The organism is Microterricola gilva, from assembly GCF_004217495.1.
GTDB classification, from domain to species: Bacteria; Actinomycetota; Actinomycetes; order Actinomycetales; family Microbacteriaceae; genus Microterricola; species Microterricola gilva.
Genome location: NZ_SHLC01000001.1, coordinates 886,838 through 909,162, shown reverse-complemented (window position 1 = coordinate 909,162; position 22,325 = coordinate 886,838). Strand labels below are relative to the sequence as shown.

The window sequence follows — 22,325 nt, the reverse complement described above, 5'->3', positions numbered from 1 at the left end:
GCCTGAGCAACCAAGGGCGCATCCTCTTGAACGCAGTACTGACAGGCCTTAACACGTGACTACATTTTCAGATCTGACCATTGAACAAGACATGGTCGACGCCCTCGCTTCGAAGGGCATCATCGAACCGTTCCCCATTCAGGAGCAGACGATCCCACTGGCACTGACCGGCCAGGACATCATCGGTCAGGCGAAGACCGGAACGGGCAAGACCTTCGGATTCGGCCTCCCGCTCATCCAGCGCCTCGGCCTGAACCCGGAGCCCGGCGTGCAGGCACTCATCGTCGTGCCGACCCGCGAGCTCTGCGTGCAGGTGGCCCAGGACCTCGAGCTGGCGACATCCAACCGCGCGACCAACATCGTCGCGATCTACGGTGGCAAGGCCTACGAGGGCCAGATCGAAGAGATCAAGGCCGGCGCCCAGATCGTCGTCGGCACGCCCGGCCGTCTGCTCGACCTGGCGTCGCAGCGTCTGCTCGACCTCGGCAAGGTGCGCGAGATGGTGCTCGACGAGGCCGACAAGATGCTCGACCTCGGCTTCCTCTCCGACATCGAGAAGCTCTTCGCCAAGACCCCGGAGAACCGCCACACCATGCTGTTCTCCGCGACGATGCCCGGCCCGATCGTGGCACTGGCCCGCCGCTTCATGAGCAAGCCGATCCACATTCGTGCGACAGACCCCAACGAGGGCCTCACGCAGGCGAACATCAAGCACGTCATCTACCGCGCGCACTCGCTCGACAAGGACGAGGTCGTCGCCCGCATCCTGCAGGCGGAGGGCCGCGGCAAGACCGTCGTCTTCACCCGCACCAAGCGTGCGGCCGCCAAGCTCGTCGAGGAGCTGAACGACCGCGGCTTCAACGCCGCCGCCGTGCACGGCGACCTGAACCAGGACCAGCGCGAGCGCGCCATGGCCGCGTTCAAGGCAGGCAAGAAGGACATCCTCATCGCCACGGATGTCGCCGCACGCGGCATCGACGTCAACGACGTGACCCACGTGATCAACCACACGGTGCCGGACGACCACGACACCTACCTGCACCGCGCGGGCCGCACCGGCCGCGCAGGCAAGACCGGCATCGCCGTGACCTTCGTGGACTGGGACGACCTGCACAAGTGGGCGCTCATCAACCGCGCGCTCGAGATGAACCAGCCTGAGCCGGTCGAGACGTACTCCTCCTCGCCGCACCTCTTCACGGACCTCGACATCCCGGCCGGATCCAAGGGCCGCCTCAAGCCGACCCCGATCAAGGAGCGCGCTCCGCGTGACGGCGCTTCGGATGCCGGTCGCGGCGGCCGCTCTGGCTCGTCCCGCGGCGGTTCCTCTCGTGGCGACTCGTCGGCGACGGCTGGCGCTCCCGCCGGCGAGACTGCGACGCGCAGCAGCCGCTCGCGTCGCCGCACCCGCGGCGGAGAGGGCGCGGCCGCAGCGGCCGGCACCTCCACCGCCGCAGCAGCGCCGACCGGCGAGAGCACCGGCACCGCGACGGTCGCCGCGATCGCCGACCCGTTCCAGGCACCGGGCCACCCGGCATCCGGCGTGCACGACGGCGGCGGACACGAGCACCACGACGGCAACAGCGCCCCGCGCCGCCGCAGCCGCAACCGCTCGCGTCGCAGCGCCCCCAGCGCCGAGTAGCAGCACAGCAAGTGAGAGAGCCCGTCGAGATCTGATCTCGGCGGGCTCTCTCTGTCGGCGGCCACAGCCACGCTGGTCGAGTAGGCCGTCTACGGCCGTATCGAGACCGAGGTCCGTGCGAAGGCTCCGACCCGCGAGGTCTCGATACGCTCGTTCCTCGCTACTCGACCAGCGGGCGGTTTCGACAGGCTCAACCGGCGGGGCCGGCTCAGCCAGCGGGCGGTTTCGACGGGCTCGGTCGGCGGGGCAAGCTCAACCGGCGGGGCGGGCTCAACCGGCGGGCGCGCTTAGTCGGGATAGACCGGCTCGCTGCCGGTTGACTCGGCGATGATGCGCTCCAACACCTCCGGCGCCGTCGTGTTCTCGCCGAGCCGGTTGGGCTTGCCGTCGCCGTGGTAGTCGCTGGATCCGGTCACGGCTAGGCCGAACTTGTCGGCCAGCGCGTGCAGTCGCTTCTTCGCGTCCGGCAGGTTCTCGCGGTGGTCGATCTCCAGGCCGAACAGCCCGGCGTCGGCGAGTCGCTTCAGCTCGGCCTCCGGCACCACGTGCTCGGCGCCGCGGGTGCCGGGGTGCGCGAGCACCGGCACTCCCCCGGCCTCGCGCACGAGGCGAACACCGGTCAGCGGGTCAGGCGCGTAGTGCGGCTTGGCGTAGCCCCGCTTCCAGTGCAGGATGCCTGCAAAGGCCTCGGAGCGGGTCGGCGCGTGCCCCCTGGCGACGAGGGCGTCGGCGATGTGCGGCCGCCCGATCGTCGCGCCCTCCGTCGACTGCGCGAGTACGTCGTCCCAGCTCAGCGCGAAGTCGCGGCCGATGTGCTGCACGATCTCCTCCGCCCTGGTGAGCCTGGCCTGGCGGATGCGGGCCGTCTCGGCGACGAGGGCTGCATTGCCAGGGTCGAAGAGGTACGCGAGCATGTGCACGCTCGCGTACTGGACCCGGGTGGAGAGCTCCATGCCGGGGATCAGCGTGATCCCGGCCTGCTTGGCCGCGGATGCCGCCTCGACCCAGCCGGCGGTCGAATCGTGGTCGGTCAGCGCCACGGTGCCGATCCCCGCCTCCAGCGCGGCCCGCACGAGCTGGCTCGGCGTCTCGGTTCCGTCCGAGACGCTCGAGTGCGCGTGCAGGTCGATGGGGCCGCGAAAACGCCGAGAATTCATTCCACCATGGTAGTTCTGCGTGCCGTGCCCGGGAGTCGGCAGCCTCTCCGCAGGAAGCTCACCTAAGGTGGACGAGCCATGCTCACTCGCCTTCTCAGCGCCGTCATCGTGCTCGCCGCAGCCCTCGGGCTGCTCGTTCTCGCGTGGCCGCAGCTGTTCGGCCTGGAGAACACGTGGATGATCGCGCAGATCGTGTCGTTCCGCGGTGTGCTCGTCGTTGCTGCGGCGGCCGGCGTCCTCGTGATGCTGCTGCTCGGCGTCATCCGCCCGCTCCGGAGGCTCACCGGCACCCTCGCCGTGTTGTTGCTCGTCTTCGGTGCGGCCAACGTCGGGATCCTCGCCGTGCGCGGCACGAACCAGGGCGATGTATCGCTCGCGACGGCCGGGGCCGACGAGTCGATCACGGTGCTGAGCTGGAACACGCAGGGCGAGGAGCCCGGCGTCGACGCCATCGTGAAGCTGGCCCTCGAGAGCGGCGCGGACATCGTCGCCCTGCCGGAGACGACCGACGAGCTCGGCACGGAGGTCGCCCTGGCGATGAAGGAGGGCGGCCGACCGATGTGGGTCTGGACGCTCAACTTCAACGACTGGTACAAGGCGCGCTCGACGGCCCTGCTGATCAGCCCCGATCTCGGCGAGTACACGCTGGCCTCCGCACCCGGCGCCGGCCCGCCTGGCAACACCAACGTGTCGCCGACCGTCGTCGCGACGCCAGTGAACGGTGTCGGCCCGACGATCGTCGCCGTGCACGCCGGATCCCCGATCGAGGGTGCGATGAGCGCGTGGCAGAGCGACCTCGACTGGCTGGCCGAGCAGTGCGATGCGCCCGACGTGATCATGGCGGGCGACTTCAACGCGACGATCGACCACATGGCCTCCCGCGGCATCGACGGCGGAACGCTCGGCCGCTGCACGGATGCCGCGCTCTCCGCCGGCAGCGCGGCCCTCGGCACCTGGCCGACCGATGTGCCCCCACTGCTCGGGGCGCCGATCGACCACGTCCTGGCGACGGACAACTGGCGCATCGACGCCTTCCGCGTGCTCGATGATGTCGACGGCGCCGGCAGCGACCACCGCCCGCTGCTGGCCCGCTACGTGCCGACGGACTCGTAGTCCCCACCCAGCCAGCGATGCCAGAATGGGGGCATGGAGAACGCCAACATCAGCACGGATGCCGCAGGCACCGACACCATCGACGCCAGCCCGATCCCGAGCGAGACCAGCCCGAACGCGAACCGCTCGACGACACCGAGTTCTGAGGGGTTCAAGGCCTACATCGGCAGCGGCTGGGCCGAGCGCACCGACGCGCTCCCCGCCGCCCGCGAGCAGGCCGCGTTCGCCGCGGCACGCCGCGCGACGCTCTCCGCGCGCTTCACCGGCCAGCGCCTGATCGTCCCGGCCGGAAGCCCGAAGCAGCGCTCGAACGACACCGACTACCCGTTCCGCGCACACTCCGCGTTCGCCCACCTCACCGGTTGGGGCGCCGACGCCGAGCCAGAGGCCGTTCTCGTGTTCGAGCCAACGGTCGCCGGCCACGACGCCACCCTGTACTTCCGTGAGCGCGCAGGACGCGACTCGGAGGAGTTCTACCACAACCCCGCGATCGGCGAGTTCTGGATCGGCGCCCGCCCGTCGCTGGCGCAGGTGGCATCCGACCTCGAGCTGGCCACACGCGGCATCGCCGAGCTCGACGCCGTCTACGCCGCCGTCGACGCCAGCACCCTCGTGCTGCGCGAGGCAGACCCGGCCGTCACCGAGCGCGTCGACTCCGCCCGTCTCCGTTTCGCGGCCGAGGCTGCGCTGAGCACGAACGCCAGCGACTCCCCCTTCAGCATCGAGGTCGGCAGCGAGCACGAGCCGGATGCGCTGCTCGCCGAGGTCGTCAGCGAGATGCGCCTGGTCAAGGACAGCTACGAGATCGCCCAGATGCGTCTCGCCGTCGACGCCACCGAGCGCGGCTTCAACGACGTGATCGCCGACTTCCCGCGCATCTCGGCGCACCCGCGCGGCGAGCGCATCGTCGACGGCGTGTTCTACACGCGCGCCCGCCTCGACGGCAACGCCCTCGGCTACGACACGATCGCGGCATCCGGCCCGCACGCCACGATCCTGCACTGGACCCGCAACGACGGCCCGGTGCGCTCCGGCGAGCTCATGCTGCTCGACGCCGGCGTCGAGGTCGACAGCCTGTACACCGCCGATGTCACGCGTACCCTGCCGATCAACGGCACCTTCAGCCCGGTGCAGCGGATGATCTACGAGGCCGTCCTGGATGCCGCTGACGCCGCCCTGGCGATCGTGAAGCCCGGCATCATCTTCCGCGAGGTGCACGCCGCGGCCATGAAGGTCATCGCCGAGCGCACCGCCGAGTGGGGCCTGCTGCCCGTCACGGCGGAGGAGGCGCTCCTGCCAGACAACCAGCACCACCGCCGCTACATGGTGCACGGCACGAGCCACCACCTCGGCATCGACGTCCACGACTGCGCCCAGGCGCGCCGCGACATGTACATGGATGGCGTCATCGAGGAGGGCATGGTCTTCACGATCGAGCCCGGCCTGTACTTCCAGAGCGACGACGAGACGGTCCCGGCCGAGTTCCGCGGCATCGGCGTGCGCATCGAGGACGACATCCTCGTGACGGCAGACGGCGCCGAGAACCTCTCGGTTGGCATCCCCCGCACGGCCTCCGCCGTCGAAGCGTGGGTGCAGGCAGGCGGCTGGAGCTAGAGCTCGCATTCGCAGGGCCGCGTTCGCGGCCCGCTTGAGTTGCCGTGGCCCGGGGTATTCCCCGGGCCACGGCACTTTAAGAGGGCCGCGACGGATGCCGCGGCAGCCGCGCGACAGCGCGGCGGGCAGCCCGGCGTGTCGGCATGGGCAGTCACCGCGCGCCACTAGCGTCTTCCCATGACGAAATGGGGACGAGTCTTCACGGCGGCCATCGTGCTCGTCGTGGCCGCGACGGTGAGCGGTTGCAGCGAGCAGAGCGCTCCGGCAGCAGAGCCAACTGCGGCGGCGCCGACGGCGACTGCGTCGGAGACCGCGACACCGAGCGCCGCTCCGTCGCCGACTCCGGTGCCCGCGCCGACTGAGTTGGACCCGGCCGATTACGCTCCAGTCGACTTCGGGCAGGGGGTGGTCTTCACTTCTCCGGCACGCGATCTGGCCTGCGGCATCGTCACGCTGAGCGGCGAGCCGGACAGTGCTGTGTGGGGCTGCAGAATCGGCGAGGACAAGGAGTGGGAGTTTCCCGACTCTGACCCATCCGACTTCTGTTACGACTCGCAGGTCCCGTGCGGCTTCGGCATCGAAGCGACGGGATCCGGTGAGCCGCACCCACGCAAGCGCGGCGATGCCGCATTCGAGAGTGAGTACTCAGAGACGTCTCTCGCGCTGCCCATCGGCTCATCCGTCGGCTACGACAATGTCGTCTGCACGTCGACGGAGGCCGGCATCTCCTGCGCCCACGCTCTGAGCGGGCACGGTTTCACGATCTCGACGTCCGTCAACGACATCTGGTGACTCGCCCCGGCGCGCGCGGCGCGCGCCGCCGAGCCGCCACCACGCCAGCAACGGGCCGGCTCTCGCTCGCGCCGAGCGGGAGGCCAGCCTAGGCGCCCGGCGGCGTCTGCTGCGTCGGAGTCGAGTCGCCGCCGGCATCCGTGCCGCTCGGCGGCTCGGTGTGAGCGGCGGCGGGCGGAACGGCGACGGGCTCCGCCACGGTCTCGCCGCGCAGGAGGTTGCGCGCCCTGTGCACGAGTTCGCCGGGTGCCAGCACGGTGTAGCTCACCGCGATGACCTGCATCACCGAGCTGAAGTCGCGCCGTTTGCGCTTGATCGAGTAGTTGACGAGGCCGAAGAGCATGCCGAATCCGGCACCGATCAGCAGCGCGGCGAAGATCATCGGCGTGCTCTCACCGCTCGGCGAGAAGATGAAGAGGATGAGCCCGAGGAAGATGCCGAGCCAGGCCCCGGATGCCGCGCCGCCGATGGCCGCACGGCCGTAGCTCATCTTGCCCGTGACGAGCTCGACGCTCTTCAGGTCGTTGCCGATGATCGCGAGCTGCTTCACCGGGAAGTCAGCACGGGCGAGCGCGTCGACGGCGCTCTGCGCCTCGGCGTAGCTGGAGTAGTTCTCGACGACCTCTCCCTGCGGCAGCACCGGGTAGCGGCCGCCACCACGGGCGGCACGGTTGGCACTGAATGGGGTCTGAGAACTCATGCCCTCATTCTCCCATGTGGGCCTGAAAACCCCGTGGGTGGCCTAGATTTGAGAGGTGAGTGCCAACAGAGTTTTCGTCGCCCGTCTGGCAGGGTGCACCGTCTTCGACCCCGCGGGTGACCGCGTGGGCAAGGTGCGCGACGTTCTGGTTGTGTATCGCAAATCGGATCCGCCCCGCGTCGTCGGCCTTATCGTTGAGATTCCCGGCCGTCGCCGCGTCTTCATGGAGATCGGCCGCGTCAGCAGCATCGGCAGCGGCCAGATCATCACCGACGGCCTCATCAACGTCCGTCGCTTCGAGCAGCGCGGCGGCGAGGTGCGCGTCATCGCCGAGATGCTCGGCCGCAAGGTGAGCTTCATCGACGGCTCAGGCGAGGCGACCGTCGAGGACGTCGCGATCGAGGAACAGGGCCAGGACCAGAGCGAATGGGCGATCAGCCAGCTCTTCGTGCGCCGGCCGAAGACGAGCCCCTCCCCCTTCGCCAAGGGGGCGACGGCCTTCGCCAACTGGTCGGATGTGCGCGAGACGGTCACGGCCGGCGAGGCGCAATCGGCCGAGCACCTGATCGCCACCTACTCCGAGCTGAACCCGGCCGACCTCGCGTCGACCCTGCTCGACCTGCCGACGGAGCGCATGTTCGAAGTCGCGGGCGAGCTCCCGGACGACCGCCTGGCCGATGTGCTCGAGGAGATGCCGGAGGTCGAGCAGATCGGCATCCTGGCCACCCTCGGCGACGCCCGCGCCGCCGATGTCCTCGACCACATGCAGCCGGATGACGCGGCCGACCTGATCGCCCAGCTGCCAGAGGAACGCGGCGAGACGCTGCTCGAGCTGATGGAGCCGGAGGAGGCTGAGGATGTGCGCTTCCTGCTCTCCTACGCCCCGGACACCGCCGGCGGTCTGATGACGCCGGAGCCGATCATCGTCTCGGCCGACGCGACCGTCGCCGAGGGCCTCGCGCTGATCCGCCGGCACGACCTCGCGCCCGCGCTCGGCGCCGCGATCTGTGTGACGCTGCCGCCGTTCGAACCACCGACCGGTCGCTTCCTCGGCATGGTGCACTTCCAACGGATGCTGCGCTATCCACCGCACGAGCGCCTCGGAACCCTGCTCGACCAGGGCCTGGAGCCGGTCACGGCCGACACCTCTGCGGCCGAGGTCAGCCGCATCCTCGCCAGCTACGACCTCGTGTCGGTTCCCGTTGTCGATGAACACCACCGACTCGTCGGGGTGGTGACCATTGACGATGTCCTCGACTATCTGCTCCCGGCTGACTGGCGAAGTCATCCCGACGACAACGACGACGTAGCCGTGCGCGCGGCCGCGCGCGCCAAGCTTGAAACGGGCAGCATCCTGCTGCCGAGCGACACGACGGGACGGAGGACGGGCAATGGCACGAGCTAACAAGAGCGACGTCCGCCTCGACTCCCCCAAGGGCCTGCGCGGCCCGGCGATCACCGCCCGCGACAAGGCGGCCAGCCGCGACCGCTTCGGCCGCTTCACCGAGGCGATCGCCCGCGGCATGGGCACGCCGGGCTTCCTCGCCGGCCTCTCGCTGTTCTGCCTGGTCTGGCTCGGCTTCAACACCTGGGGTCCAGAGGAGTGGCGCTTCGACTCCGCAGCCATCGGCTTCACGGCACTCACCCTGATCCTCTCGCTGCAGGCCTCATACGCCGCACCGATGATCCTGCTCGCGCAGAACCGCCAGGACGACCGCGACCGGGTGCAGATCGAGCAGGACAGGCAGCGCGCGGAGCGCAACCTCGCCGACACCGAGTACCTCGCCCGCGAGGTCGTCGCCCTCCGGCTGTCGATCTCCGACATGGCGTCGAAGGACTTCATCCGATCGGAGCTGCGCAGCCTGCTCGAGCAGCTCGACGAGCGCGAGGCCGCCGCTGCCAAGGCCCAGCATGAGAGCGGCACGGAGAACGGGACGCGGGATGCCGGCAACTCCTGAGCAGCTCCGCGAGGCGCTGGCCCGGGTGATCGACCCGGAGATCCGCAAGCCCATCACGGAGCTCGACATGGTCGGCGCGCTCAGCGTCGACGGTGCCGGGCGCGCGCACGCCGTCCTCAAGCTGACGATCATCGGATGCCCGGCCGCCCGCCGCATCGAGGATGACGCGCGCAGCGCGCTCGAGGCCGTCGTCGGCGCCGGCAACGCCGAACTGGAGATGGCCGTGATGACCGTCGAGGAGCGCAAGGCGCTCACCACGAAGCTGCAGGGCACCGGCGCCCGCACGATGCCGTTCACGGCCGACGCGCTCACGCGTGTCTTCGCCGTCACCAGCGGTAAGGGCGGCGTCGGCAAGTCGACGCTCACCGCGAACCTCGCAGTCGCCCTCGCGGCGAAGGGCCTTCGCGTCGGGCTCCTCGACGCCGACGTCTACGGTTTCTCGATCCCGGCCATCCTCGGCCTGACCGAGCAGGTCCCGGGTGCTGCAGCCGGCACCATGCGCGCCGTGAAGCCGACCCGCGTCGGCGAGATGATCCTGCCTCCGGTCGCACACGGCGTCAAGGTGATCTCGATCGGCATGTTCGTGGAGGACGCATCGGCGGCCGTCGCCTGGCGCGGACCGATGCTGCACCGCACGATGACGCAGTTCCTCACCGACGTCTACTTCGGCGACCTCGATGTGCTGCTGCTTGACCTGCCGCCGGGGACCGGCGACGTCGCGATCTCGATCGGCCAGCTGCTGCCGCACGCCGAGGTGCTCGTCGTCACGACGCCGCAGCCGGCCGCCGCCGACGTTGCCGAACGCAGCGGCGTCGTTGCCAGGCAGACCGGGCAGAGCGTGTTCGGCGTGATCGAGAACATGGCCGGCCTCGCGCAGCCGGACGGCAGCGTGCTCGAGCTCTTCGGCTCCGGCGGCGGCGACGAGGTCGCCCGCCGGCTGAGCGCCTCGCAGCCGGATGGCGCCGGCCCCGTGCCCGTGCTCGCCCGCATCCCGCTCAGCATCGCGCTGCGTGTGGGTGGAGACGCCGGCGAGCCGATCGTGCTGAGCGACCCTGCCGACCCGGCCAGCCAGGCCATTCTGCGGGTCGCGGATGCCGTCGCAGGCAGCGGTCGTGGCCTCGCCGGCCGCGCGCTGCCGTTCAGCGTTGGCTGATCCGCCGCCTCGGCTGCACCACAGGCTCGACACCGCCACCGCCACCGTCTCCGCCCCGGCCTCGACTGTGCCTTCTCCTGGGCCAGTGATTCACGGATCCGCTCAGGGCTTCGCGTGCGTCGCTGCTCCTTCGTCGCTGCGCCGCTCGCTCAAGCCAGCGTGCACAAACGCGCCCCACGCCGTATCGAAACCGAGGCCGCACCGAGGCGACTCCGAGACTGCACCAGCAGCGCTTGCGGTACCTGAGACTGCCTGGGGTTGGGCTGCCGCCTTTCGCGACGCTGCGCGTCGCGCTGGCTCGAGGGAGCAGCCGAGGAACGAGGCCGCCCCCAAAGCCCTGAGCCGTATCGAAACCGAGGCCGCACCGAGGCGACACCGAGACGGCACCAGCATCGCTTGCGGTTCCTGAGATTGCCTGGGGTTTGGCTGCCGCCTTTCGCGACGCTGCGCGTCGCGCTGGCTCGAGGGAGCAGCCGAGGAACGAGGCCGCCCCCGAAGCCCTGACACCGCGTGAAACCCCCGCTGGTTGAGTAGGCCGTCCACGGCCCTATCGAAACCGAGGCCGCACCGCGGCGACTCCGAGACCGCACCAGCATCGCTTGCGGTTCCTGAGGTTGCCTGGGGTTTGGCTGCCGCCTTTCGCGACGCTGCGCGTCGCGCTGGCTCGAGGGAGCAGCCGAGGAACGAGGCCGCCCCCGAAGCCCTGACACCGCGTGAAACCCCCGCTGGTTGAGTAGGCCGTCCACGGCCGTATCGAAACCGAGGCCGCACCCCAGCCGCACCGAGGCGACACCGAGACCGCACCAGCATCGCTTGCGGTTCCTGAGGTTGCCTGGGGTTTGGCTGCCGCCTTTCGCGACGCTGCGCGTCGCGCTGGCTCGAGGGAGCAGCCGAGGAACGAGGCCGCCCCCGAAGCCCTGACACCGCGTGAAACCCCCGCTGGTTGAGTAGGCCGTCCACGGCCGTATCGAAACCGAGGCCGCACCCCAGCCGCACCGAGGCGACACCGAGACCGCACCAGCATCGCTTGCGGTTCCTGAGATTGCCTGGGGTTTGGCTGCCGCCTTTCGCGACGCTGCGCGTCGCGCTCAGGGCTCGACGAGTCGGGCGATCAGCTCGGTGAGCAGCGGCTCGGCCACCGCTGGTGGCAGCGCTTCGACGAGCGCGAGGAACGGCGCGAGCCGATCAGGCAACGCTCCCGCTCCGGCGTCCGCCGCATCCGCAGCTCCGGCATCCTGCGCACCGGGCGCCAGCCCGATGCCGCTCAGCATCGCGTAGGCCGTCGCCGCGTCGAGGGTCTCCGGCAGGGATCCGCCGAGGGCCGCACCGAGCGACCCCAACAGCGGCCCGACGTCGACGTGTGGCACGCCGCGCACCTCATCGGCGGCTGTGACCAACGCCGCCGACAGCTCTGGCAGCCGCGACTCGGTCACGGGTGTCACCGTGAGGTGCGCCGTCGCGGGCAGCCATGCGCCGCCGGGTCTGGTGGTCCCGGCCTGGTCGAAGCCCGGCTGCAGCTGCAGCTGCCAGCCGTGCGTGCGCGCCTGGTCGGCCCAGTGGTGCGGGTCGACGCGGCGCTCGGCCGGCACGGTCTCGTCGGCGGTGACGGCGATCGCCGGCCCCGTCGGCTCCCCGACGACGCGCAGTCCGTCGATGCCGCGGATCACGTCGAGCAGCGTCGCGGTCGCCCTGGCACAGCTCGCCGTCAGTTCGGCGAAACCGCTCTGCCCGAGCGTCTGCGTGATCGCCCACGCCGCGGCGAGCGCCGCTGCCGACTTCGAGCCGAGCAGCGTCGAGTTGACGACCGGGTAACCGGGCCAGCCGGTCGTCGCGAAGTACTGCTTGCGCTGCCGGTCGCGGCCGCGCTGCAGCAGCACCGACGCCCCCTTGGGCGTGTAGCCGTACTTGTGCAGATCGGCGGAGAGGCTCGTCACACCCGGCAGCTGCATGTCCCAGCTCGCCGCGTCCAGGCCCGGCCACCACGGCAGCACGAAGCCGCCGAAGCAGGCGTCGACGTGGCAGCTGATCCCGGCCGCCGCCGCGAGCGCAGACACCTCCGCGATCGGGTCGATCACGCCGTGGGGGTAGCTGGGCGCGCTGAGCACGACGAGGGCGACGTCGTCGGCGTCTGCCAGCAGCGCGGCGAAGTCGGCGACGGCAGGCAGGCCGGATGCCGGATCCACCGGCACCAACTCGAGCCGCAGCCCGAAGTACTCGGCCGCCTTGTGGAAGGCCGCGTGCACGGAGCTGGCCGCGATGATGCGCGGAACGGTCGCCCGGTGGTCGACGCCCCTGGCCGCGGCATCAGCACGCCAGATCTCCCTGGCCGTCTTGACGGCGAGCAGGCAGCTCTCGGTTCCGCCGCTCGTGACGGTGCCGACGACGGCGTCGTCACCGTGGAACACCGCACGGGCGAAGCCGACGATCTCGCGCTCCATCACCGCGACCGAGCTGAAGGTCGTGGGGTCCAGGGCATTCACCGGTTGCACGGCGCGCACCGCGGCGGCGGCGAGCGCGTCGATCTCGGCGATGCCCGAATCGTAGACGTAGGAGAGCACGCGGCCGCCGTGCGTCGGCGCATCCGCGGCGCGCAGCGCGTCGAGGCGCTCAAGCACCGCCCCTGATTCCTGTTCGAACTCCATGCTCACGCCAGTGCCTCCGCTTCGATGTCACTCCGGTCAATGTCGCCTCGTCGCAGCGCGTAGCGCCGCAACGTCAGGAGGCTGAGCGCGATGAGCGCCGCCGGCAGCACGCTGAAACTCAGCACGATGCCGGCCACGGCCGCCTCGCCTTGCACGACGCTCGTCGTGCCGACGCTCTCGGTGTAGCCCGTCAGCGCGAGCATGAGCGTGAGCGCCGTCGCGCCGAGCGCCATGCCGATCGTCTCGCCGGCCGTCCAGACGCCACTGAAGGTCCCGGCCTGGCCGTCGCCGTGCGTTGCCGCATCGTGCGAGATCACGTCGGGCAGCATCGCCATCGGCAGCGACTGCATGCCCGCGTAGCCTGCCCCGGCGAGGGCGACGGGGAGGTAGACCCAGCTGCCCGGCGCCCACAGCATCGCGGTCAGCGCCAGCGCCGCGACGCCGAAGAGCATGCTGGCCAGCACGAAGCCGCGCTCCTTGCCGATGCGGCGGGCGATGACGCCCCAGAGCGGCGCGCAGAACAGCGCAGGCGCGATCAGGGCGACGAAGAGCAGGGTGAGCGCGTCCTCGGAGTGCAGCACCCACACGGCGACGTAGTTCGCCCCTGCCAGCATCACGCCGGTCGCGAGGCCCTGCAGCATGAACGTCGCCAGCAGCGCCCGGAACGGCTGCGAGCGGCGCAGCACGGCGATGCCGGCCGCGTAGTGCCGACGGATGCCGCCAGAGGGCTCGGCCGGCGCCGCGACGACGACGCCGCGCGGTGCGACCCGGGAGGCCAGGAGCATCCCGATGCCGATCACGACTCCGGCGACGATCGCCATCAGCAGGTAGCCGAGGTACTCGTTGTCGCCGCCGAGGTTGCGCAGCATCGGCCCGCCAGCGCCGAACAGCAGGATGGAGAAGGTGAGCACGACGACCCGCCAGGTGAGCAGCCGGGTGCGCTGGTCGTAGCCGTCGGCGATCTCGGCCGGCAGCGCGATGTACGGCACCTGGAACAGGCTGAAGGCCGTCGCGGTGAGCACGAAGGCCAGCAGCACCCAGACACCGGATGTCGCGGCGGGCAGCCCGGCCGGAACGGCGAAGGTCAGCACGAAGAACAGCGGAAGCAGCAGCGCACCGGCGCGCATGAAGCCGCGGCGGGAGCCGCTCCGGCGCAGCGCGCTGTCGCTCCGCGCACCGATGACCGGGTCGATGATGACGTCCCAGATCTTGGCCACCGTCACGAGCACGCCCGCGAGTAGCGCACCGATGCCGAGGGTGTCCGTCATGTAGAACACGAGCACGAGGCCGGGCAGCGTCGCGAAGCCGCCCGTGCCGAGTGAACCCAGGGCATAGCCGACGACTGTTCTGCGGGAAAGGGCGCGCTCCGTTGCGGTCATTCCGGCAGTGTACAGAGCCGCGGATCCTTCCGGCGACAGAACTGGGTCAACTGACCTAGAATGGCGCTCATGTCTGCCTCTCCGCTGCACCCGAGCTTCATCGCCGAACTCGATCGCGACCTCGTCGCCACCTCCGGAACGACGCGCGCCGTGACCGCGCCATTCACCGGGGAGGTGCTCCATGAGCTGCCGCACAGCAGCGTCTCCGACGTCTCCGACGCGTTCGCGCGTGCAAGGATGGCGCAGCTCGCCTGGGCCCGCGCCGGCTTCGCACACCGCCGCGCGGTGCTGCTGCAGGCGCACGACAATGTGCTCGAGCGTCGCGAGGCGCTGCTGGACGTGCTGCAGTCCGAGACCGGCAAGACGCGCGGCCAGGCCTTCGAGGAGTTCTTCCAGGTGTTGAGCGTCACCCGCTACAACGCCCTCGCCGCACGCCCTGTACTCCGCGGCGAGCGCCGCCGTGGCGGCATCCCGACCGTCGTCTCCACCCGCGTGCGCTACAAGCCCAAGGGCGTCGCCGGCGTGATCACGCCGTGGAACTACCCGCTCAGCCTCGCCGCCATGGACGTCGTTCCCGCCCTCGCCGCCGGCTGCGGCGTCGTGCAGAAGGCCGACGACCAGGGCGCGCTCAGCATCCTCGCCGTCCGCCAGGCGTTCATCGACGCCGGCGTGCCGCGCGCCCTCTGGGCCGTCGTCGCGGGCGACGGCGCCGAGATCGGAGGGGCCGTCACCGATGAGGCCGACTACATCTGCTTCACGGGCTCGACGGCGACCGGCCGCGGCGTCGCCGAGAAGGCGGGCCGGCGTCTCGTCGGCGCCTCCCTCGAGCTCGGCGGCAAGAACCCGCTCATCGTGCTCGACGACGTCGACCCGGAGAAGGCCGCTGCGGATGCCGCGTACGCCTGCTTCTCGTCGATGGGCCAGCTCTGCGTCTCCATCGAGCGGATCTACGTCGAACGCGGCGTCGCGGAGCCGTTCATCGCGGCCCTCGCCGCACGGGTGAGCAACCTCGTGCAGGGCGCGAACTTCGACTTCGGCAGCGACGTCGGCTCGCTGACAACGCCGGCGCAGCTCGCCCGCGTGCAGGAGCACGTGGCGGACGCCGTCGCCAAGGGTGCGACGATCGTCGCGGGCGGCAACGCGCGCCCCGACCTCGGCCCGCTGTTCTTCGAACCAACCGTGCTCAGCGGCGTCACCAGCGAGATGGCGTGCTTCGCCGGGGAGACGTTCGGCCCAGTCGTCGCGATCAGCGTCGTCGACAGCGAGGAGGAGGCGATCCTCGCCGCCAACGCCAGCGACTACGGCCTGAACGCCTCCGTGTTCAGCGGCTCGACCGCCCGCGGGCTGCGCCTTGCCAAGGCCATCGACGCCGGCAGCGTGAACGTGAATGAGGGCTACCGCGGGAGCTTCAGCTCGGTCGATGCCCCGATGGGCGGCGTCAAGCAGTCCGGCGTCGGCCGCCGCAACGGCCGCGAGGGCCTGCTGCGCTTCGTCGAACCCGTCACCATCTCGCACGCGACCGGGCTGGTCCAGCTGCCGCGCACGGGCGCGGAGTTCGCCGCGCTCAGCGGGGTGATGCTCGTGATGGCTGCGGTACTGAAGGGCATCCGCCGCCGCTAAGCTCAGCCGCATCCGTCGAACTCGTAGAAACGGCTCCCCTCCGAGCGGATGGGGAGCCGTTTCTACGAGTTCGCTCGCAGTGTCGCGGAGCTAGCCGAAGAGGTTGACCGGTTTCACGATGTCGGCGTAGACGAGCAGCGCGCTCATCCCGCCGAGCACGATCACGACGACCATGGTGAGCGGCATCAGCTTGGCCATGTCGACGGGGCCCGGGTCCGGCTTGCGGAACAGCTTCGCGAAGCCGCGGCGGATCGCCTCCCAGAGGGCTCCGGCGATGTGGCCGCCGTCGAGCGGCATCAGCGGCACCAGGTTGAACACGAACAGCGCGATGTTGAGCGAGGCGAGCAGGCCGACCATGCTGGCGACCTTGCTCTCGACGCTCAGGCTGTCGAGCGCGGCGATCTCGCCGGCCACCCGGCCGACGCCGACGACGCTGATCGGGCCGTTCGGGTCGCGCTCCTCCGTCCCGAAGGCCGCGTTGGCGACGTCGACCATGCGCTGCGGCAGGTTCAGGATGATGTGGGTGACGCCGGAGATGTTGTCGCCGACGGCTGGCAGCACGGCGGATGCCGGCTGCTGCACGAGCTCGCCAGCCGGGCCGATGCCCGCGAAACCGACCTCGGTGGTGACGGTGGCGCCTGCGGCATCCGTGACCGGCTTGCCCGCCTCATCGAACACGGGGCGCTCGGTCAGCAGCGGCGTGAGAGTGAGGGTCTTCTCGGCGCCGTCGCGCTCGACCACGACGACGAGCGCCGTGCCGGCCGAGGCGCGGATGGCCTCCGTGGACTGCTCCCAGCTCGTGACCGGCGTGCCGTCGATGCTGACGAGGCGGTCCCCCGGCAGCATGCCTGCTGCGGCGCCCGGTGCGGCCGGATCGTTCGGACCGCACTCCGTGCTGGTCGAACCGGCCGGCTGCACACAGGAGGAGACGCTGCCGATCGTGGTGCTGGCCTGCGCGGAGCCGAAGCCCATCAGCAACACGGCGAAGAGCACGACGGCGATGAGCAGGTTCATGAACGGTCCACCGAACATGATGATGATGCGCTTCCACACCGGCAGGCGATAGAAGGCGCGGTGCTCCTCGCCCTCGCCGATCGTCTCGGCGCTGGCCGAGCGGGCGTCCTGCGCGAGGCTGCTGAGGAAGCCGGTGTTGGCGCTGCGCGACGTGCCATCCTTGGCCGGCGGGAACATGCCGATCATCGAGATGTAGCCGCCGAAGGGAATCGCCTTCACGCCGTACTCTGTCTCACCCTTGCGCTTGGACCAGAGCGTCGGCCCGAAGCCGATCATGTACTGGGTGACCTTGACGCCGAAGAGCTTGGCGGGCACGAGGTGCCCGATTTCGTGCAGGGCGATCGACACGGCGAGGCCGACCGCCAGAATGACGACGCCAAGAACGAAGAGAAGCACGGAATCCACGTCGCCAGCGTAGCCCTCCCTCGCTGCGAGCCCGCTGATGTCAGGCTGCGTGCTCGCTGTGCTTTCGCGCCGATCCGGATGCCGCGCGGGGCTGTGCGACGGCCGCGCGCTGTGTTTGGATGGCCATGCTCCGCACGGGGCCGGGAGGAGGACGCAATGTCACATCAGCTGGTCGTCGGTGCCGGGCTCATCGGCGGTGCGCTCGCGCGTCGGCTCGTCGCGCGCGGAGACGAGGTCTTGCTCGCCACCCGGAGCGGGACCGCCATAACCGGAACCCGCGCGATCACCCTCGACGCCGGTGACATCGAGGGCTTCGCGGCCGCGGCGAGCGGCGCCGCAACGATCTTCCTCTGCACCAACCCGCCGTACACGCAGTGGCCGACGGCGTGGCCGCCCGTGTTCGCGGCGGCGATCGAGGCGGCCAGACGGAGCGGGGCCGCGCTCGTGATGATGGGCAACCTCTACGGCTACGGTGCGCCGGACGGCCCGATGACTGAGCACTCCCCCGAGCTCAGCACCGAGACCAAGGGGCGCGTGCGTCTGGCGGGGTGGCACGCCGCCCTCTCCGCGCACGAGCGCGGCGACATCCGCGCGGTCGAAGTTCGCGCGAGCGACTACTTCGGTCCGGGCTCGACGGGCACGGCACACCTCGGCGAGGCCTTCTTCCACGCGGCACTGCGCTCGAAGAAGGCGATGGTCGTTGGCGACCCGGCTCTGCCGCACAGCTGGAGCTACCTGCCTGACATCGCGTCGACGCTGGCCGCCGCGGCCGACTCCGCCGAGTGGGGACGCGTCTGGCACGTGCCGAGCGGCGAGGCGCTCCCCCGCACGGTGATCATGGACCAGCTGAACGCCCACTACGGCAGCAGGGGGCGCGTTGCCGGTTACCCGCAGTGGCTGCTCCGCAGCCTCGGCGCGGTGAACCCGTTGATGCGCGAGGTCGAGGCATCCAGCTACCAGTTCCGGATGCCGTTCGTCATCGATTCGGCCGAGACGGAACGCCTGCTCGGAGTGCGCGCGACGCCGTGGCCGGAGGCGCTGGCCACGACGGCCGATTCCTACCGCTGAGCGGGCGGCCGCGTCCGCGGATCACGCTGTCAGCGCCGCGCGGCGATGTGCTTGTCGGCCGTCGCGCGGGCCCACAGCTCGGCCTCGGCCAACGACTCCCGGCTGAGCTCGCCAGCCGCCTCGTGGCCGTCGACAACCGCGCGCACCGTCTCGACGATGTCGGTGAACCCGATCGCACCCGCGTGGAACGCGTGCACGGCCTGCTCGTTCGCCGCGTTGAACACGGCCGGGTAGCTGGAACCGGCCCGGCCGACCTGCTTGGCAAGGGCGACGGCGGGGAAGACACTCTCGTCGAGCGGCTCGAACGTCCAGCTCTGCGCGGTGGTCCAGTCGATCGGCCGGCCGACGCCGCCCACCCGGTTCGGCCAGTCCAGCCCGAGCGAGATCGGCAACTTCATATCCGGCGGCGAGGCCTGGGCGATCGTCGAACCGTCGATGAACTCGACCATGGAGTGCACGATCGACTGCGGGTGCACGACGACGTCGATGCGCTCGTATGGCACATCGAAGAGCAGGTGTGCCTCGATGACCTCGAGCCCCTTGTTCACGAGGGTGGCGGAGTTCGTCGTGACGACGAGTCCCATGTCCCAGGTCGGGTGGGCGAGCGCCTCGGCCGGGGTGACGCCGGCCAGCGACTCGGCACTGCGGCCGCGGAAGGGGCCACCGGATGCCGTGACGACGAGTCTGCGCACCTCGGAGGCTCTCCCGGCGAGGAGCGCCTGGGCCAGTGCGGAGTGTTCGGAGTCGACGGGCACGATCTGCCCAGGCGCAGCGATGCCCGTCACCAGCTCGCCGCCGACGATGAGCGACTCCTTGTTGGCCAGGGCCAGGGTGCGGCCGGTCTCCAGGGCGGCGAGCGTCGGCCCGAGGCCGACGGAGCCGGTGATGCCGTTGAGCACAACGTCGGCGTCGACACTGCGCACGAGGGCCTCGGCATCCACGGCACCGAGCGCCGTGTCGTCGACGAAGAACTCGGCTGCCTGGGCCTCGAGCATGTCGGCGTTGCTGCCGGCCGCGAGGCCGACCACCTCGAAACGCTCGGGGTTTGCCCGAATCACGTCGAGTGCCTGCGTTCCGATGGAACCTGTCGAACCGAGAATGATCACCTTGCGCACGCCATCAGCCTACGGCGAGCAGTGGCCGATGGCACCCAGGGCCGCAAGAGTGGGTCGGCGTCTGGCGGTGCTGTTGCGCGCGGTCAGACCCGTGCCGGGCGGACACTGTGCACACCCGACAAGACAAATGCCGTCATTGGCATATGAATGCGCGTACTGTCGTCGAGTGACCGAAGCAGCTGAACCCGCCGTGCCCGCGACCGACGATGACGTCGCAGAAGGCACCGTCGCCTCCACCAAATCACCGGGTCTCGTCTACCTCGTCGGCCGCGGACTCATCGGAGTGGTCGCGAAGACCGTCTTCCGCCCCACCATCACAGGGCGCGAGAATGTGCCGAAGACCGGCCCCGTCATCCTCGCCAGCAATCACCTCTCGTTCATCGACAGCATCGTCATCCCCATCTCCGCGCCGCGCCGCGTGCAGTTCCTCGCGAAGTCGCACTACTTCACCGGGACCGGCTTCAAGGGCTGGGTGTCTCGCACCTTCTTCACCTCCATCGGCGCCGTGAGCGTCGAACGCGGCGTCGGCCAGGCCGCGCAGGCGGCGCTCGACCAGGGCAAGCAGATCCTCGAGGGCGGCAACGCCTTCGCGCTCTACCCGGAGGGCACCCGCTCGATCGACGGCCGCCTCTACCGCGGCCGCACCGGGATCGCCTGGCTCGCCCTCACGACCGGGGCCACCGTCGTTCCGGTCGGGCTCATCGGCACGCAGGAGATCCTGCCGATCGGCGCCAAGCTGCCGCGGGTGCGCAAGGTCACCGTCAAGTTCGGCGAGCCGCTCGACCTCGCACACTACGGAGCGGCGAGCTCAGGCAAGGCCAGGCGCCAGGCGACCGACGAGATCATGGCGGCCATCCACGCGCTCACCGGACAGGAACTCGCCGGTCAGTACAACGAGGCGCCGCCGTCGGGAACGCTCCACAAGATCGCCGACAAGGTGTTCCCGAAGGAACGCCTGTAGCCACCACTCCGGCTGTGCCCGGCGCGGAGCAGTCACCCGTGGTGGTCAGCATTTTGTGAGGCCGAGCCGCTAGGGTCAAGCCTGATGACTTCTCGACGGCACCTCAGCCCCCGTCCGCAGCACGGTGCGAGTTCATCGCGCCCGAGGCGGATGTCGCGGCTCGGTGTCGTGCTGCTTGCCGCCGTCACGGCGGTGCTGCTGAGCGCGACGGGCACGATCGCCGCCCAGGCCGGGCAGCCGCGGCCCGCCGCCGCGGCGAGCGCGGCCATGGCGAGCACGGCGGGCGGCATGGTCGCGTCATCCGGGATCGCCGCACCGGGCATCGCGGGCACAGAGGCCTTCGTTCCCCGCGTCTACGGCGAGTTCGATCCCGGTCTCATCATCAGCGACGCGAACTTCTACGACAGCCTCTCGATGACCGAGTCCGAGATCCAGGACTTCCTCGAACAGCAGAAGTGCGCGCCCAAGGACGGCGTGGACTGCCTCGCCGATTTCCGGCAGAACACGACGTTCCAGCCTGCTGAGGGCGGCCAGCACTGTTCCGCATACACGGGTGCTCGTTCCGAGCCTGCCAGCCGGATCCTGGCGAAGGTTGCCGCGGCCTGCGGTATCAGCCCCCGCACGCTGCTCGTGCTGCTGCAGAAGGAGCAGTCACTGCTGACCCGGCCGAGTGCGTACGGCTATGAGCGCGCGATGGGCTACGCCTGCCCGGACACCGCGGACTGCGACGAGAAGTACTTCGGCTTCTTCAACCAGGTCTACAACGCGGCGTGGCAGATGCGGCAGTACACAGAGGAGCCGGACCGGCAGTACAAGATCGGCGCTGTGCCCGTGCAGTACCACCCCAACGCCGCGTGCGGGGCGTCGACGGTGCGCATCGAGAACCAGGCGACCGCGAACCTCTACAACTACACGCCGTACCAGCCCAACGCCGCCGCAACCGATGATCTCGCCGGCGAGGGCGACGAGTGCTCGACGCACGGCAACCTCAACTTCTGGCTGCTCTACTCCAAGTGGTTCGGCGACCCGCAGACCGTGCCGTTCCCGGCGTTCTTCGGTGCATGCACCAACCTCGTCGGTGGCCACGGCTGCGGCGTTCCGCGCTGGCCGCTGGCCGCGCTGCCCGCGCTCAGCTAGCGCTCGCCCCGTCGCCGGAGCTCACGCTGGCTCGAGGGAGCAGCCAAGGAACGAGGCCGCCCCCGAAGCAGAGTAGCGCCGTGAGCCGGGCGCCGCGAAAGCCGCGGCACCCAGTCTCCGCAGATCCGCTCAGGGCGTCGCGGGCGTCGCTGCTCCTTCGTCGCGGCGACGCTCGCTCAAGCCAGCGTGCAGAGACCCGCGCCGGCGCGAGGAAACCCACGCCGGGTCGAGAGACCCACGCCGGGTCGAGAGACCCACGCCGGCTCGAGGGAGCAGCCGAGGAACGAGGCCGCCCCCGAAGCCGAGTACCGCCGTGAACCGGGCGCCGCGGAAGCCGCGACACCGGTCCACGCAGTCGGCGCGCTCCCCGCACTCAGCCGGCCGCGACGGTCTCGGGCTCGTGGTCGACCGGGAAGTTGACGGAGTTGGCGATGAAGCAGAGGGCGGACGCCTCGGCGTGCAGGGTGCTCGCGAGCTCGATCTGCGCGGCATCCGCCACCGTCACCCGTGGCCGCAGCGTCGCCGAGGTGAAGCGGCCGGCGCCCGAGGCCTCGGAGCGCATCGTGCCGACGGCGTCGTCCGTGTAGTCGAGCACGACGACGCCGTGTCGAACGGCGACGTGCAGGTAGGAGAGCATGTGGCACTGGCTGAGCGCTGCCAGCAGCATCTCCTCCGGGTTCCAGCGCTCGCGGTCGCCGTGGAAGGTGCGGTCGGCGGAGCCGGCGATCGGGTGTTTGCCGGCCGCACTCACCTCGTGCTGGCGCCCGTACTCGCGGTAGGCGCTCGTGCCCGTTCCGCGGTTGCCCTGCCACTCCACGCGCACCGCGTAGTTGTGTTCGTTCTGCACTGCTGCTCCTT

18 protein-coding genes are annotated in these 22,325 nt (G+C 70.3%); 11 read left to right on the top strand and 7 right to left on the bottom strand.

The features are described 5' to 3' along the window. Positions 1–55: 55 nt before the first annotated feature. Positions 56–1,639, top strand: a complete 1,584-nt coding sequence (locus EV379_RS04050; RefSeq protein ID WP_242616225.1) for a DEAD/DEAH box helicase — start codon at positions 56–58, stop codon at positions 1,637–1,639. 287 nt (positions 1,640–1,926) lie between these two features. Here the strand turns inward: EV379_RS04050 and EV379_RS04045 are convergent, their stop codons facing one another. Beyond that, a complete protein-coding gene (locus EV379_RS04045) occupies positions 1,927–2,796 on the bottom strand; it encodes a PHP domain-containing protein (protein ID WP_130505013.1) in 870 nt (289 codons plus the stop codon). A gap of 78 nt (positions 2,797–2,874) precedes the next feature. On the opposite strand from EV379_RS04045, the gene EV379_RS04040 reads away from it, so the two are divergent. The 3 genes from EV379_RS04040 (at position 2,875) to EV379_RS04030 (ending at position 6,315) form a co-directional block, all read left to right on the top strand. After that, entirely contained in the window at positions 2,875–3,909 is a 1,035-nt protein-coding gene (locus tag EV379_RS04040) for an endonuclease/exonuclease/phosphatase family protein (RefSeq protein WP_130505012.1), read from the top strand. Positions 3,910–3,942: 33 nt separating this feature from the next. Further along, the gene (locus EV379_RS04035) at positions 3,943–5,523 is read left to right on the top strand and encodes an aminopeptidase P family protein (RefSeq protein WP_130505011.1); all 1,581 of its coding nucleotides are present in this window, start codon (positions 3,943–3,945) and stop codon (positions 5,521–5,523) included. 177 nt (positions 5,524–5,700) lie between these two features. Next, entirely contained in the window at positions 5,701–6,315 is a 615-nt protein-coding gene (locus tag EV379_RS04030) for a hypothetical protein (RefSeq protein ID WP_130505010.1), read from the top strand. 88 nt (positions 6,316–6,403) lie between these two features. On the opposite strand, the gene EV379_RS04025 is transcribed toward EV379_RS04030, so the two are convergent. Continuing rightward, the gene (locus EV379_RS04025; protein WP_207226188.1) at positions 6,404–7,015 is read right to left on the bottom strand and encodes a YflT domain-containing protein; all 612 of its coding nucleotides are present in this window, start codon (positions 7,013–7,015) and stop codon (positions 6,404–6,406) included. Positions 7,016–7,070: 55 nt separating this feature from the next. Between EV379_RS04025 and EV379_RS04020 the strand changes: the two genes are divergently transcribed. From EV379_RS04020 to EV379_RS04010, 3 genes are read left to right on the top strand one after another with little or no spacing between them, the layout of a single operon-like run. Then, complete coding sequence (locus EV379_RS04020; RefSeq protein WP_130505009.1) at positions 7,071–8,420, top strand: magnesium transporter MgtE N-terminal domain-containing protein; 1,350 nt, start codon at positions 7,071–7,073, stop codon at positions 8,418–8,420. After that, a complete protein-coding gene (locus tag EV379_RS04015) occupies positions 8,407–8,973 on the top strand; it encodes a DUF1003 domain-containing protein (RefSeq protein ID WP_130505008.1) in 567 nt (188 codons plus the stop codon). The genes EV379_RS04020 and EV379_RS04015 overlap by 14 nt, the downstream gene beginning before the upstream one ends. Continuing rightward, entirely contained in the window at positions 8,957–10,126 is a 1,170-nt protein-coding gene (locus tag EV379_RS04010) for an Mrp/NBP35 family ATP-binding protein (protein ID WP_130505007.1), read from the top strand. The genes EV379_RS04015 and EV379_RS04010 overlap by 17 nt, the downstream gene beginning before the upstream one ends. A 1,088-nt stretch (positions 10,127–11,214) precedes the next feature. Here EV379_RS04010 and EV379_RS04005 read toward each other — a convergent pair. Together EV379_RS04005 and EV379_RS04000 are read right to left on the bottom strand one after the other, a co-directional pair. Next, positions 11,215–12,768, bottom strand: coding sequence for a pyridoxal phosphate-dependent decarboxylase family protein (locus tag EV379_RS04005; RefSeq protein WP_130507283.1), 1,554 nt, complete (start codon positions 12,766–12,768; stop codon positions 11,215–11,217). A 2-nt stretch (positions 12,769–12,770) separates the two neighbouring features. Further along, the gene (locus EV379_RS04000) at positions 12,771–14,147 is read right to left on the bottom strand and encodes an MFS transporter (RefSeq protein ID WP_130505006.1); all 1,377 of its coding nucleotides are present in this window, start codon (positions 14,145–14,147) and stop codon (positions 12,771–12,773) included. Between the two features lie 69 nt (positions 14,148–14,216). On the opposite strand from EV379_RS04000, the gene EV379_RS03995 reads away from it, so the two are divergent. Beyond that, positions 14,217–15,767 (top strand): succinic semialdehyde dehydrogenase, encoded by a 1,551-nt coding sequence (locus EV379_RS03995; RefSeq protein WP_242616224.1) that lies wholly within the window; start codon positions 14,217–14,219, stop codon positions 15,765–15,767. A gap of 90 nt (positions 15,768–15,857) precedes the next feature. On the opposite strand, the gene EV379_RS03990 is transcribed toward EV379_RS03995, so the two are convergent. Then, positions 15,858–17,186 carry a M50 family metallopeptidase gene (locus tag EV379_RS03990; protein ID WP_130505004.1) on the bottom strand — a complete coding sequence of 443 codons (1,329 nt, stop codon included), beginning with the start codon at positions 17,184–17,186 and terminating at the stop codon, positions 15,858–15,860. Between the two features lie 156 nt (positions 17,187–17,342). Between EV379_RS03990 and EV379_RS03985 the strand changes: the two genes are divergently transcribed. Beyond that, positions 17,343–18,254: an NAD-dependent epimerase/dehydratase family protein gene (locus tag EV379_RS03985; RefSeq protein ID WP_165397279.1), complete on the top strand. Its 912-nt coding sequence runs from the start codon at positions 17,343–17,345 to the stop codon at positions 18,252–18,254. Positions 18,255–18,283: 29 nt separating this feature from the next. Here the strand turns inward: EV379_RS03985 and EV379_RS03980 are convergent, their stop codons facing one another. Continuing rightward, entirely contained in the window at positions 18,284–19,369 is a 1,086-nt protein-coding gene (locus EV379_RS03980; protein WP_130505002.1) for a 1-deoxy-D-xylulose-5-phosphate reductoisomerase, read from the bottom strand. Positions 19,370–19,535: 166 nt separating this feature from the next. Between EV379_RS03980 and EV379_RS03975 the strand changes: the two genes are divergently transcribed. Beyond that, the gene (locus tag EV379_RS03975; RefSeq protein WP_242616223.1) at positions 19,536–20,330 is read left to right on the top strand and encodes a lysophospholipid acyltransferase family protein; all 795 of its coding nucleotides are present in this window, start codon (positions 19,536–19,538) and stop codon (positions 20,328–20,330) included. Positions 20,331–20,414: 84 nt separating this feature from the next. Next, entirely contained in the window at positions 20,415–21,467 is a 1,053-nt protein-coding gene (locus EV379_RS03970; protein ID WP_130505000.1) for a hypothetical protein, read from the top strand. A 373-nt stretch (positions 21,468–21,840) separates the two neighbouring features. Here the strand turns inward: EV379_RS03970 and EV379_RS03965 are convergent, their stop codons facing one another. After that, on the bottom strand, positions 21,841–22,314 hold the full coding sequence (locus EV379_RS03965) for an OsmC family protein (protein ID WP_130504999.1): 474 nt from the start codon (positions 22,312–22,314) through the stop codon (positions 21,841–21,843). Positions 22,315–22,325: the final 11 nt, after the last annotated feature.

Coding starts and splice junctions, on each gene's coding strand:
- EV379_RS04045 (WP_130505013.1), bottom strand. CDS start 2,796: ATGAATTCTCGGCGTTTTCGCGGCCCCATCGACCTGCACGCGCACTCG.
- EV379_RS04040 (WP_130505012.1), top strand. CDS start 2,875: ATGCTCACTCGCCTTCTCAGCGCCGTCATCGTGCTCGCCGCAGCCCTC.
- EV379_RS04035 (WP_130505011.1), top strand. CDS start 3,943: ATGGAGAACGCCAACATCAGCACGGATGCCGCAGGCACCGACACCATC.
- EV379_RS04030 (WP_130505010.1), top strand. CDS start 5,701: ATGACGAAATGGGGACGAGTCTTCACGGCGGCCATCGTGCTCGTCGTG.
- EV379_RS04025 (WP_207226188.1), bottom strand. CDS start 7,015: ATGAGTTCTCAGACCCCATTCAGTGCCAACCGTGCCGCCCGTGGTGGC.
- EV379_RS04015 (WP_130505008.1), top strand. CDS start 8,407: ATGGCACGAGCTAACAAGAGCGACGTCCGCCTCGACTCCCCCAAGGGC.
- EV379_RS04010 (WP_130505007.1), top strand. CDS start 8,957: ATGCCGGCAACTCCTGAGCAGCTCCGCGAGGCGCTGGCCCGGGTGATC.
- EV379_RS04005 (WP_130507283.1), bottom strand. CDS start 12,768: ATGGAGTTCGAACAGGAATCAGGGGCGGTGCTTGAGCGCCTCGACGCG.
- EV379_RS04000 (WP_130505006.1), bottom strand. CDS start 14,147: ATGACCGCAACGGAGCGCGCCCTTTCCCGCAGAACAGTCGTCGGCTAT.
- EV379_RS03995 (WP_242616224.1), top strand. CDS start 14,217: ATGTCTGCCTCTCCGCTGCACCCGAGCTTCATCGCCGAACTCGATCGC.
- EV379_RS03985 (WP_165397279.1), top strand. CDS start 17,343: ATGTCACATCAGCTGGTCGTCGGTGCCGGGCTCATCGGCGGTGCGCTC.
- EV379_RS03970 (WP_130505000.1), top strand. CDS start 20,415: ATGACTTCTCGACGGCACCTCAGCCCCCGTCCGCAGCACGGTGCGAGT.